At 60.5% G+C, this 12987-nt stretch carries 9 protein-coding genes; 4 read left to right on the top strand and 5 right to left on the bottom strand.

The genetic code is table 11. From position 1 onward, the window contains the following. The 4 genes from F0P96_RS18285 (at position 1) to F0P96_RS18300 (ending at position 9102) form a co-directional block, all read left to right on the top strand. Positions 1 to 4503, top strand: a complete 4503-nt coding sequence (locus tag F0P96_RS18285; RefSeq protein WP_160619852.1) for a T9SS type A sorting domain-containing protein — start codon at positions 1 to 3, stop codon at positions 4501 to 4503. A 177-nt stretch (positions 4504 to 4680) separates the two neighbouring features. Next, positions 4681 to 6858, top strand: coding sequence for a T9SS type A sorting domain-containing protein (locus F0P96_RS18290; protein WP_151080417.1), 2178 nt, complete (start codon positions 4681 to 4683; stop codon positions 6856 to 6858). A gap of 216 nt (positions 6859 to 7074) precedes the next feature. After that, positions 7075 to 7683 (top strand): T9SS type A sorting domain-containing protein, encoded by a 609-nt coding sequence (locus tag F0P96_RS18295; RefSeq protein WP_151080418.1) that lies wholly within the window; start codon positions 7075 to 7077, stop codon positions 7681 to 7683. Positions 7684 to 7905: 222 nt separating this feature from the next. Continuing rightward, a complete protein-coding gene (locus tag F0P96_RS18300; RefSeq protein WP_160619856.1) occupies positions 7906 to 9102 on the top strand; it encodes a T9SS type A sorting domain-containing protein in 1197 nt (398 codons plus the stop codon). Between the two features lie 93 nt (positions 9103 to 9195). On the opposite strand, the gene F0P96_RS18305 is transcribed toward F0P96_RS18300, so the two are convergent. The 5 genes from F0P96_RS18305 to F0P96_RS18325 form a co-directional block, all read right to left on the bottom strand. After that, a complete protein-coding gene (locus tag F0P96_RS18305; protein ID WP_151080420.1) occupies positions 9196 to 9870 on the bottom strand; it encodes a hypothetical protein in 675 nt (224 codons plus the stop codon). Positions 9871 to 10320: 450 nt separating this feature from the next. Further along, the gene (locus F0P96_RS18310) at positions 10321 to 10647 is read right to left on the bottom strand and encodes a HesB/IscA family protein (protein WP_151080421.1); all 327 of its coding nucleotides are present in this window, start codon (positions 10645 to 10647) and stop codon (positions 10321 to 10323) included. An 80-nt stretch (positions 10648 to 10727) separates the two neighbouring features. Then, a complete protein-coding gene (locus F0P96_RS18315) occupies positions 10728 to 11135 on the bottom strand; it encodes an ATP-grasp domain-containing protein (protein ID WP_151080422.1) in 408 nt (135 codons plus the stop codon). A gap of 96 nt (positions 11136 to 11231) precedes the next feature. After that, positions 11232 to 11648 (bottom strand): Fe-S cluster assembly scaffold IscU, encoded by a 417-nt coding sequence (iscU, locus tag F0P96_RS18320; RefSeq protein WP_151080423.1) that lies wholly within the window; start codon positions 11646 to 11648, stop codon positions 11232 to 11234. Between the two features lie 105 nt (positions 11649 to 11753). After that, complete coding sequence (locus tag F0P96_RS18325; RefSeq protein WP_276529398.1) at positions 11754 to 12968, bottom strand: IscS subfamily cysteine desulfurase; 1215 nt, start codon at positions 12966 to 12968, stop codon at positions 11754 to 11756. Positions 12969 to 12987 lie beyond the last annotated feature (19 nt).

Genomic DNA, 12987 nt, shown 5'->3' on the forward strand with positions numbered 1-12987 from the left:
GTGCAGTTGTCGGACGCCAGCGGTGTTTTTGCTGCCACGCCAACTACACTCACCACTGTTAGCCAAACGGCTGGTTCGTCCATCACGGCCACTATTCCGGCCGGCACCACCAGCGGCATCGGCTACAAGGTGCGGGTAGTAAACGACAACGGCGGGACGCCCGTCACTGGCTCGGCCTCGTCGGCCTTCACCATCGTGAACAACCCCATGGTTACGCTGACGGGCACTACTACGCAGACGATTCAGGTAAATACCAACGGTACGGCGCTGGGCTACACCGATAGCCCAATCTCGGCTACGGCCCACAAGTGGCAGTTCTCAACTACCCAAGGCGGCCCCTACGCTGACTTTACGCCCGCCCAAACCGGTACTACCTACACGCCGAACTTCAGCTCGGCAGCCACCTATTACGTGGTAGAGGTATCGACTTTCCCCGGCTGCGGCGCCGTAACCAGCAACGAAGCCGTTATTACGGTAACGCCTCCGCCGAGCGGCACCATCAATACGCCCACGTTCCCGAGCGGCACATTGTGCGCTACCACGGCCACTTCGGTAGACGTGACGTTCACGGCGTCGGGTACGTTCAATGCGGGCAACATCTTCACGGTGCAGCTCTCCAACGCCAGCGGCTCGTTCGCGACGCCCGTCAGCACGGTATCGGTTTCCAATACCAGCACCACGGCCCAAACCCTGACCCTGCCCATTCCGGCGGGCACGCCCACCGGCTCGGGCTACAAAGTGCGCGTAATTTCCAGCGACCCGGTAACCACCAGTTCCGGTACCTCGGCCTCGCTCAGCATCGTGAGCAACCCCACGGTTACGCTCACGGGCAACACCACGCAGACCATCCTGGTGAATACCAACGGCACGGTGCTGGGTACCACTGAAACCCCCACGGCCACCTCGCGCAAGTGGCAGTTCTCGACTACCCAGGGCGGCCCCTACGCTGACTTCTCGCCGACCCAAACCGGTGCTACCTACACGCCTCGTTTCGCTGCAACTGGCACCTACTACGTGGTGGCAGTTTCTAACTTCCCCGGCTGCGGCGCCGTGACGAGCAATGAGGCCGTGATTAGCGTAAACAACCCTGCGCCCACGCTGACCGCACAGTCCGTTAACACGGCAGTAGCCGGCAGCGCCGGTTTCACCCTGAATCTGACGGGAACGGGCTTTATTAACGGGGTGTCGGTGGCCAACTTCGGCGGCACGGCCCTGGCCACCACAGCGTCGTCGGGCACGCAGATTGCTGCCACGGTGCCGGCTTCTTTGCTGACGACGCCGGGCAGCTACAACGTGACGGTGACCAACCCCGCTCCGGGCGGTGGCACCTCCGCCGCGCTGACGTTCACGGTAACGCAGGCACCTTGCTTGGCCGAGTCGTTTGATGGCACGTTCCCGCCCTCGGGCTGGTCGGCCAGCGGCGTTACTCAAGGTACCGGCACTACCCGCAACAGCTCGGCCGGTTCAGCTCAATTTTCAGCTCCGGGCCAAACGCTGACTACCCCTTCGCTGGCCTATCCCAAGTCAGTGGAATTCTACATCACGCGCAGCAGCAGTCTCAACGAGCGTGGCATTTTGGTGAAAGCGTCGACGGATAACGGCGTGACCTTCGCAACTGTGGCTACTTTCGTTTTGGCTGATATTTCTACCTCTTTCCAAAAGAAGACCGTTGACCTGGCGGCTTACCAGTTGCGCCCAAGCGTGCTGATTCGCTTTGAACGCAGCGCTGATCCTTCGCTGAACCAGTTGAACATCGACGACTTCGCGGCGTTCTGCGGCGCGGCGCCTACGCTGGCGGCCGAACCCACTGCGCAGCCTACGGTTAGCAGCTCCAACGTCCTGTTTACCCGCGCCGATGTGAGCGTGAACGGCGGCGACGGTGCCAAGCAGGTGGTGGTGCTCCGTGCTACCTCGGTGGCGGCAGTAGCCCCCGCCGATGGCAATACTTACGTGGGCAACACCACGTACGGCAGCACCGGCACCGGTTCGGTAACGGGCATGGGCAACTACGTAGTCTACGCCGGCCCTACTGGCTCGGCCCCCAATACCTTCACCGTAACGGGCCTGCCTTCGGGCACCAACTTCACGCTGGAAGCCTACGCCTACAACGACAACGGCACCGCAGGCCTGGAGAACTACCTCACCACGATTCCCGGCACCAATACCTTCTCGACGGGCGTGGCGCCTACGGTGTACTACGCCAAGGCGACGGGTGACATCGGATTGGCCACCACCTACGCCGAAAACGCCGACGGTACGGGTTCCTCGCCCGACGACTTCACGGCCCCCGGCATTACCTACGTGGTTACAGGGACCGGCCGCACCTTTGTCAGCAACTTCACCTTGTCGGCTGCCGGTTCTAAACTGGCGGTAGCCAATGGTGCCGAACTGATCATTCCGGCCGCGGCCAACTACACCGGTACCCTGGACCTGAACGCCGGCAGCTTGCTGACGGTGCTCAATACCGCCCCGACCTACACCCTCGGCACCGTGGATGGGACGAGCACGATTAATTATGCGCAATCGGCTACGTACGTGGTGCCGGTGCTGGCTTCGCCCGGCTACGGTAACCTGAAGCTGACCAACGGCACCAAGACGTTTGCGGGCGGCACCATCACGGTCCGCGGCAACCTCACGGTAGAAAACGTGAGCGGTTTGGGGGGCACTAGCTCCACTCCGTTTACCATCATCAGCCTCGACGGCAACTACACCCAGCTTGGCACGGTGACTTTTGCTGCAACTGCCAACCTATTTACGCTTCAGTTGGATGGCAACAGCGTGCAAACGCTGACGGGCAACGGTACCGCTATTACCCTGTTCCGCCTCATCAACAATAACACGGCCGGCGCAGTACTATCGACTACGGGCGGCAGCACCAACCTGGTGCTGGGCAATTCCACGAGCGGCAACCTGACGCAGAACTCCGGAACTTCCCTGGCAATTAACGCCAACACGGTTACGCTGACGGGCTCCGCCTCTTTCTCGGGTACTGGCGTGCTGACCAACACCAGCACAGGTTCCGTAATCATCAGCAAAACGAATACCTCAAACTCTGGGCTACTGTACCTGGGGGCCGGCGAAACCTTGGGCACGCTCACGATTAACCCCTCGGGCCTCGCCTCAACACTGACGTTGGGCAGCACGAACGTGGCGGTCAATAACCTGAACCTAACTGCCGGCACCTTGGTGCTGAACGGCAAGACGCTCACCATCAACGGAACGGTCACCACTGGAGCGGCGGCTGTAGCCAAAATTCAAGGATCCGCTTCCAGCAGCTTGGTCTTCACGGGTACGGGTAACATCGGTACACTCAACTTCACGGCTACTGCTGGCAGTACCTTGGCTGCCCTTACCCTGAACCGTAGCGCCAACACTCTGATTCCGGTTGGTAGCACCCTGACCATTGGCACGCTCACGCTCACGCAAGGCTCCTTGCTGTTCTCGGGTTCCGAACGCGCCATTGTTACGACGGTTGTTGGTGGCAACGCTAATAGCTTCGTGAATGCGCTGACGCTGACGACGCCTGCCGCAACCACGGCTTCGTTCACCTTCCCGCTGGGCAGCGTGCGCGGCCATTTCCGTCCGCTCACCCTCGACCTGACGCAGGCTGCCGCCGTGGTTACGGCCTACACCGCCCGCCAAATCGACCGCACGTCGCCGGAAACCCGCGCCGCTACGTCGCCGCTGACGCGTACTTCCAGCATCCGCTACTTCACCCTGAGCAGCGAAGGCGCTACGTTCACCACCGGCACGCTCACGCTGAGCTTTGGCGCCAACGACGGTGTGACGGACCTGGCGTCGCTGCGCATTGGTCGGTCGTCGGGTGGAGCCTTCACCGAGGTAAGCGCTACGCCCACCACCACGGGCGCTCCGGCCGGCGGTACCATTGCCTCGACCATCACGGCCCTGGGCGACTTTGCTTTGGCTACGGTAGCTACGGCCGCTTCGGAAAACCCGCTGCCAGTGGAGCTGAAATCGTTTACCGGTGAGCTGACCGCCGAGGGCACGCTGCTGCGCTGGACCACGGCGTCGGAAAAGAACAACGACCGGTTTGAAGTACTGCGCAGCCTCGACGGCCGCGAGTTCAGCCGCGTCGGCGAGGTAAAAGGTCAGGGCAGCACCGCCAGCCCCACCGACTACCGCTTTGTGGATGCCACCCGTCCGCAGTTCGGTGGCAGCATCGGCTCCAGCAGCGGCACGGCCTACTACCGCCTGCGCCAGGTCGATATCGACGGCACGGCCAAGCTGTCGGCCATTGTGGTAGTAGGAGGGGAGAGCAAGGCACCGGTAACCCTGTACCCCAACCCCACCACCGACCGCCTCACGCTGCAAACCGCCGCTGGCGTACAGTGGCAGATCCGCAACGGCCTCGGCCAGGCACTGCTGCACGGCACCACTACCGGCACCACCACGCTGGACGTGACGCGCCTGCCGGCCGGTGTATACTACCTCGAAACCCGCACCGATACCCAGCGCCACACGCAGAAGTTTGTGAAGCAGTAGCCACTGCGGTTTCTCAACCGGGTTAGAAAAAGCCCCGCCCAACCGGCGGGGCTTTTTTGTTTGCACTACCGATATATTATATAATTCTTATAAATAATTGTACGTGATAACAAGATTCACTTTGCGGCTAAGGTTATATTTAGAGTAGAAGCATCTGTCACATAGTCGTTTGCAGTTATGGTTTGCACTTTCCGCCTCCGCATCAATCCGCCATTTGCCAGTCTGTTTCTTTTGTTTGCCATGTGGGCCTATCCACTGGCCAGCCAGGCGCAAGGCACTTACACCTGGAATGTCGCATCCGGTAATTTCAGCGCTTCTGGGAGCTGGAGTCCCGTCCGGACACTAGCCAACCCAAACGACGTTCTGGTATTTGATGGCTATGTCACGGCCACGCCCACCGTTACGCTGGACCCCAACGTCACGATAAACGCGGGGCAGCTGCAGTTTAAGAACGGGGTAAACGCCAAGCTCTTTGTGAATGGCGCCGACCGTACCATTAGCATCAACGGCAGTACCGGCCCCGACCTGGTGGTGGAAAACAACGCCACGGTGCACGTCAATGCCACTACCCGCAACGATGAGCTGACAATCAACCTGGCTACCGGTACCACCGGACTCATAAATGGAACCATAGTCTTTGAGAATACCGCTGGCAATGGCAACAACCAGATTTCTGAACACCGCATCACGGGCCCGGCTGGGTCCGTTTTATTTGGTGCCGGTGGCACGCTGCAAATGGCCAACGGGTCGGACGGCTACCCGTTTGGCAGCCCGGCCACCGGGACCGTGGCGGTCTTTCAGAGCGGCTCTACATTTATTCAGGAAGATGGGATTAATCCCTTCGGAACCGGGGCCACGCCGGCCGTCGAGTTTCAGAGCGGCAGCACCTACTACTACAAGAGCAGCAACAACAACATCAGCGTGCTGGGCCGCACCTACGGCAACCTACTGATAGAGGCCCCCAGCGGCAGCCTCAATAACCTCAACGGCAGCGGCACCCTGACGGTACTGAATAACCTGGAGCTGACTGCCGCCAATGCCGCTTCGTGCGCGTTCAACTCTTCCGGCGGCGTCAGCATTGGCGGCGATTTGAAAAAGAACGGCGGCAACCTGAATTTCAACCCGTCCGTTCCAACGACGCTTACCCTGAACGGCAGCACGCTGCAAATCATCAGCGGCATCAGCCCGCTGATGCTGGGCATGGACGTGACGCTGGTGATAAACAATCCCGCCGGTGTGCAGCTGAACGTACCCCTGACGGTGCAACGCGCCCTGACGCTGACCAGCGGCCAGCTGGCCACCACCCCCACCAACATCCTCTCGATTCCCTTCGATGGGGTGATTACCGCCAACAGCACCAGCTACGTGCGCGGCCCCGTAGCCCGCACCATCAACACCACCGCTACTGCCACGCTCACGTTTCCCTTCGGTAGCATAGAAGGCTACCGGCCGCTCACGCTGACTGTGACGCACAGCAACTCGGCCAACACCACCTATACGGCCGCCATTGTGGTAGGGGCGCCGCCCGCCTTGCCCATGACGGGCAGCATCAAGCGGGTATCGTCCATTCGGTACTACACCATCAGCAGCAGCCAGCCCAATAACCTGCAAACCGCCACCATCCGCCTCGACTACGGCGTGGGAGACGGAGTAGACGACCCTTCCAAACTGCGCATTGCCAAGAGTCAGAACGGAAGTTGGGTCGATTTGGGCGGCACGGGCAACAGCGCCCCAGCCGGCAATATCCTCTCCACGGTCAACTTCACCTCGGGCGGCAACTTCGTGCTGGCCAGTACCGATCCGTCGGGAGCCCCCGGTGGCAACCCGCTGCCTGTGGTGCTGAAGTCGTTTGCCGCGGTGCGCCAGCACGGCCAAGTGCGGGTGGCGTGGGCCACCGCCTCGGAGAAGAACAGTGCCCAATTTGAGGTCGAGCGCAGCCTCGACGGCGGCAAGCACTTTGCAACCGTGGGCACCGTAGAAGCCGCCGGTACCAGCGCCAACGAGCATGCCTACACCTGGCTCGACGGCGGTGCGCCCGCTACGTTCCTGTACTACCGCCTGCGCCAGGTCGATTTCGACGGCACGGCCACCACCTCGGCGGCCGTGGCAGTAGCGGCTGCCGGCAAGCTGGATGCCGTGGCTTATCCGAACCCGGCATTTGAGAGTTTGCATCTGCAGCCCGGCAGCCAGGTGCTTTCCTGGCGCCTGCTGAACGTGCGCGGCCAGCTGCTGCGAAGTGGCAGCACTGCAGCACCCGTTGAGTTAGACATGAGCGCGTTGCCCGCTGGGGTATACGCACTGGAATTGCGCAGCGGGAGCCAGCGGACCGTGCAACAGATCATGCACCTGCGCTGATGGTTCTGGGAGTTGCTGTGTGCGTCGAGCAGGTATGTGCTGGCGTGAACAGCGGCTTAACCAGGAACTATAGTGTAATGCACTTGGAGAATAAAGAATTGTAGAATATATTGTAATTATATCGTTATTTATTTGTATTATTATGTCGAATTAGCTGCCGCTTTCACCATGTCAACTTTCGCTGTTTCCGTATTGCGCGTTGTTCAGCTATGGGCAATGCACTTGTTGTTCGTGCCGTTGCTGGGCTTTGGGCAAGCCACCGAAATGGGAGTGACGGCCTTCGCATCTGCAGGTACTGGGGGCGCTGCGGCGGCCGGGCCGACTTCGCTACGCGCCGCGCGGCATCCCAACGGGGTGCAGATTACCTGGGTAGCCGAGCCGGGCAAAGCCGTGGGGCACTTCGAGGTGCAGCGCAGCGCCGACGGCCAAACGTTTGCCCCCATTGGCGTGGTGCCCGCTGCAAGCAACTCCTCGGCGGTTTTCACCTACCACGACGCCGCCTCGCCCGCAGCCGAGGCGTACTACCGCCTGCGCCTGCTTTCCACGAAGGGCACCAGTACGCTCTGGCCCTCGGTAGCAGTACCCAAAGCCGGCGCGGTGGCAGCCAACCCCATAACGGAGCCGGTATACGACAAAATGCACCTGGACCTTGGCGCCGAAGCCCTGCCGTGGCGTCTGCTGAACGCCAAAGGGCAGTTGTTACAACAGGGCACCGCCACCGGCGCGCTCGACATCAGCTTTACGCGCTTCCCGGTGGGCACTTACACCCTGGAGTTGCGCCGCGGCACCCAACGCGAAAGCCACAAGGTTGTGCACCTGCGCTGATTCTACTCCTATCAATGAGCTGTTTGAGGGCTTTGCGCAAGAACCATGTTGTGCCTACTCAATTGACTTTATTCAGCAACACCCACGCTGTATATAATGGAGCAGTAGCCAATAGCCGGCTTAACCTGAGCTGATGTATATAGGGATATGCAAAATAATATAATTTATTATTTGTATATTACAAGCGTAAGTTTGCCTTTTGATTACCCAACCTGCTCTTCTATGTACCAGCCACACACACCTCGATTACGGCTTGCCTGCATCGCCTCAGTCATTGCCCTGTGCCCTTTAGCCGCGCAAGCCCAAACTACCACCACCCAGGATTTCGACCGGGCCGCCGGTACACCGCAGTATACCTACAGCGGCGGCACCGTGGCAGTGGCCTCCACGTATGGCGTTAGCGGAAATGGGGGCGGTGTAAACAACAGCACCCAAACCCTCACCTTCCAGAACCGCACCTTCACCAATCCAAGCCTGGGAGGGTATATCACGTTTCGGTTGGCTGCCCTCGGAACCAGCAACCAAGGCATGGATGAAACCGATTACGTGCTCGTACGAGTAAGTACGACTGGTGGGGGAGCAGGTACCTTCTCCGATGAACTGCGAATTACTGGTTTCGGGACGGGCGATGGAAGTGGCAACCGAAACAACCGCGACGTTACCTGGACTTACACTGCTAGTGGAACAGCCACCACCACTTATAATGGCAATAATGTCCCAGCGGTTGTTCCCGCACCATCAGGCGGAAATAATATTGGCACCGGCTATAGCACCGTGCGGGTAAACTTGCCCGCTGGTACTGTCCAAGCAGCGTTACAACTCGTTCTGGTAAACAACAACGCAGAAGAAACCTGGGCCATCGACAACGTGGTGCTGGGGGCCAACCCCGGCAATACCTTGCCCGTGGAACTGACCTCGTTTACGGCGGCGGCGCAAGCCGGTGGTAACCTGCTGAAGTGGGCCACGGCCTCGGAGAAAGACAACGACCATTTTGATATCCAGCGCAGCCGCGACGGAGGCGAGTTTCAAACCATTGGCACGGTGAAGGGAGCCGGCAGCAGCAGCAGTCAGCTCAGCTACACCTTCCTCGACAAAGCCCCGGCGGCCGGCGCGCAGTACTACCGCCTGCGCCAGGTCGACCTCGACGGCACCGCCACCCTCTCAGCCGTGGTGCTGGTGAAAACCGCCAAAGCCCCGGAAGTGGGCTACCCTAACCCCTCGCAGGGGATCATCCGGCTGCCCGCCGGCACCGAGCCCCTGCAGTGGCGCCTCCTCACGCTGCAGGGCCGCAGCCTGCGGCACGGCACCGCCAGCGCCGAAGCGCCCATCGAGCTGAAAACAGTGCCCGCGGGAACCTATCTGCTGGAGCTGACCCAGGGCGGCCAGCGCACCGTACAGAAAATCATCCACCAGAACTAAGCCGAAACAGCGCGGCTACCACGCAAAAGCCCCCTTCCGTTCAGCCGGAAGGGGGCTTTTGCGTGACTACGTGGCGGAGCGAGCCGACACCCGCTAGGCCGGCGTAGCGCCTTCGGCGCTGCCGCGTTTCACTACCTTGGCCGCGGCCTGAAACCGGCTCCACAGTTCGGGCTCGTCCTGCTCGTAGATGCGGAAAAAGGTGCGCAACTGCTCGATGGTTCGGGCATTCTGCTTGATGAGGCGTTCGAGTGCCTGGCGGCCAGAACTGCCGTCGGCATCGGTAAGGCGGGCTTCGGGGGCAGCGCGGCGCAGCTCGTTGTAGAGGGCCATGGCCTGTTGGTAGTGGTCAGGCAGAAAGCGGCGCTTGCTCAGCGGGCCGCTGCGCTCGGGGGCAAAGCTCAGCAGGCGGCGGGCTTCTTCCACAAACGAGGCGTCGGAGAGGCGGCGAAGGTTGCTGACTTGGCCCGACAGCGCCAGCAGGCGGTTATCGTTGGTGCTGGATGCCACGGCCTGCAAGGCTACCGTGAGGCGACGGAGCAACAGGGTGAGCTGGTTGCGCAGACCCTTTTTGCGGGCCGGGGCGTTGTCGTTATCGGCGTTCAGCACCTGATCGGTGAGGGCATCGGCCTGCGCCAGGGCCTGGTGCAGCTGTTGCCGCAAAGGGGCTACATCGTCTTCGATGTCGGTGTAATGGTCGACTTCGGCGGCCAAGAAAGCATCGAGGGCGGTGTCGCGGCGCAGGCGCGATTCTACCAAGTCATTTTTCATACGGCAATAGCAGTAAGGATTGGGGTGAAGGTAGCCAAAACACCGTTTCCCACCAACCTCCCGCTTTGGCTGCCTGTAACTGCCCTTCCCCGCGGGTGCGCGCAGCATAATCAGGCATAGCCGCGGCTTTGCAACCCGGTACCGGCGCTTCGCCACGGGTGCCCGCCGCGTTGTAGGCCTTGCCCGCCCCGTTGCAGGTGGCTCCCGGGGCTTTGCTGTGCTCAACCGGCACGTCAACACGCATGCGCGCGGCTTTGCAAGCCGTGGCCGAAGCTTCATCATGCTCAACCGGCCTTTGCACAGCTCAACCGGCCTTTGCAGTGCCCAACCGAGCTTTGCAACCCCCAACCGGCTTTTGCATCGTTCACCACGTCCTCTGCCACCCAGGAAAAAGCCCCTTCCGCCGCAGGGCTGAAGGGGCCAAAATCGAAGGGAAAAACCTACGACGGGCTATACCGAGAAACTCTCGCCGCAGCCGCAGGTGCGGGAGGCGTTGGGGTTGTTGAAGTAGAAGCCCTTGCCGTTGAGGCCGTCGGAGAAATCCAGCTCGGTACCGGCCAGGTACAGGAAGCTCTTCATGTCGACCACCACGCGCACGCCTTTGTCCTCGAACTCCTGGTCCATGGGGCGCACTTCGTCGTCGAAATCGAGCTGGTAGGAGAGGCCCGAGCAGCCGCCACCGGCCACGGAGGCGCGCAAACGAAACGCGTCGGTGAGAGCCGCATCGTGCATGAGCTTCTCTACTTTCTCTTTCGCTTTGTCGGAAACGGTAATCATGTCGGTAGTTTTTGGCTGAAGGCCGGTGGCTATCAGCTTTGAACGATGCTAACAGCCAGCGGCTAGTAGCGAACAGCTTTTTACGAAGAAGGATTCAGCACCACGCTGAACACGGTGATGGTGTTCAGGTCGCGGCCGTAGTAGAGCTTGTCGAGGGCCTCGTACACGTTGTGGGCACGGAAGTAGGAGGTTTGCAGCTCTTTGTCGCCGCGGGCGCGCCACTGCAGGGTGTAGGAGGCTTCGCTGTCGCGGAAGTTCTGCACGTAGCCCAGCATCTTCCGCAGGGCGTCGAGCTTGTCGTAGCCGACTTCGTAGCGAAACAAGAAGCTCTGCTGGTGGCGCGGGTTGACGGTAATCAAATCCAGGCGCACCTGCCCGTCGATCTGGCGGAAATCGAACACCAGGTTGCCGGGCTGCAAGCCCAGCGTGTCCTCAATCAGCCGCTGAATACGGGCGCTTTCGACGTGTACGTCGTTGGAAACTTCCATCGGGCAAATGGGTAAATGGCTGAATTGCTAACTGGTCAATCGTTCTGGTATCAGAACGACCAGCCACTTAACCATTCAGCCATTTAGCAATTTCAATTAATGATGCGCTTTGGCGGCTTCCAGTTCCGGCAGGCCGTTTTTCACGCGGTAGTCGTTGATGGCAGCCTTGATGGCGTCTTCGGCCAGCACCGAGCAGTGGATTTTCACCGGCGGCAGCGCCAGCTCTTCCACAATCTCCATGTTGTCGATGCTCAAGGCCTCGTCTACCGACTTGCCCTTGAGCCACTCCGTCGCCAGCGACGACGAGGCAATGGCCGAGCCGCAGCCGAAGGTCTTGAACTTGGCATCGGTAATGACGTTGGTCACCTCGTCGACCTCGATTTGCAGGCGCATCACGTCGCCGCATTCGGGGGCCCCCACGAGGCCGGTGCCTACGTTTTTCTTGCTCTTGTCCAGCGTGCCCACGTTGCGGGGGTTGCTGTAGTGGTCGATTACTTTATCGGAGTAAGCCATGGCTTTTGTTGAAGTGCTTAGTTGTTGGTGCGTAGTGCTTAGAACTGTACTCAGTTGTTGGGGCTCAGAACGAGACAAGCACCAACAACCAAGCACTAGGCACTATTAATGTTCGGCCCACTCGATGGAGTTGAGGTCGATGCCTTCTTTGAACATCTCCCACAGCGGCGACATCTCGCGGAGCTTGGTCACGGCTTCTTTTACGTGGCCGATGGCGTAGTCGATTTGCTCGTCGGTAGTGAAGCGCGACAGGCCGAAGCGCAACGAAGAGTGCGCCAGGTCGTCGCTCAGGCCCAAGGCCTTGAGCACGTACGAGGGCTCCAGCGACGCCGAGGTACAGGCCGAACCCGACGACACGGCCAAGTCCTTCACGCCCATCATCAGGCCTTCGCCTTCCACGTACTTGAAGGAAATGTTGGTCACGTGCGGCAGGCGGTGCTCCCGGGAACCGTTCACGTAGCTTTCCTCCAGCGTCAGCAGCTCGCGCTCCAGCCGGTCGCGCATCGCGCTGATGCGGGCGGTATCGGCTTCCATGTCGGTGCGGGCCAGCTCACAGGCTTTGCCCAAACCCACAATGCCGGGGACGTTGAGCGTACCCGAACGCATGCCGCGCTCGTGGCCGCCACCGTCCATCTGGGCGGTTACTTTCACCCGCGGGTTTTTGCGGCGTACGTACAGCGCGCCAATGCCTTTGGGGCCGTACATCTTGTGGCCCGAAAAGGCCATCAGGTCGATGCCGTCGGCAATAACGTCTACCGGAACTTTGCCTACGGCCTGGGTAGCGTCGGTGAAGAACAGCGCGCCGTGCTTTTTGGCAATGGCCGAAATAGCGCGGATGTCCTGCAACACGCCGATTTCGTTGTTGCCGTACATGATGGTCACCAGAATGGTCTGGGGCGTCATGGCAGCTTCCAACTCCTCGAGGCTGATGAGGCCTTCCTCGTTCACCTGCAGGTAGGTGACGCGGGCGCCCAGCTTCTCGAGGTGCTTGCAGGTATCGAGCACGGCTTTGTGCTCGGTGGTGGCGGTGATGATGTGGTTGCCCTTTTGGGCGTACATCTCATACACACCTTTGATGGCGAGGTTATCCGACTCTGTCGCACCCGAGGTGAAGATAATCTCCTTCGGGTCGCAGTTGATGAGCTGCGCAATCTGCTCGCGGGCGTAGTCCACAGCCTCCTCGGCTTGCCAGCCGAAGGGGTGGTTACGCGAAGCCGCGTTGCCGAAATGGTCGGTGAAATAGGGCAGCATGGCCTCGAGCACACGCGGATCCATAGGGGTCGTGGCGTTGTTGTCGAGGTAAATGGGCAGCTTCAGCATGGGGCTTCGTGGTGCTGGT

This window comes from Hymenobacter busanensis, from assembly GCF_008727865.1.
Lineage (GTDB): Bacteria > Bacteroidota > Bacteroidia > Cytophagales > Hymenobacteraceae > Solirubrum > Solirubrum busanense.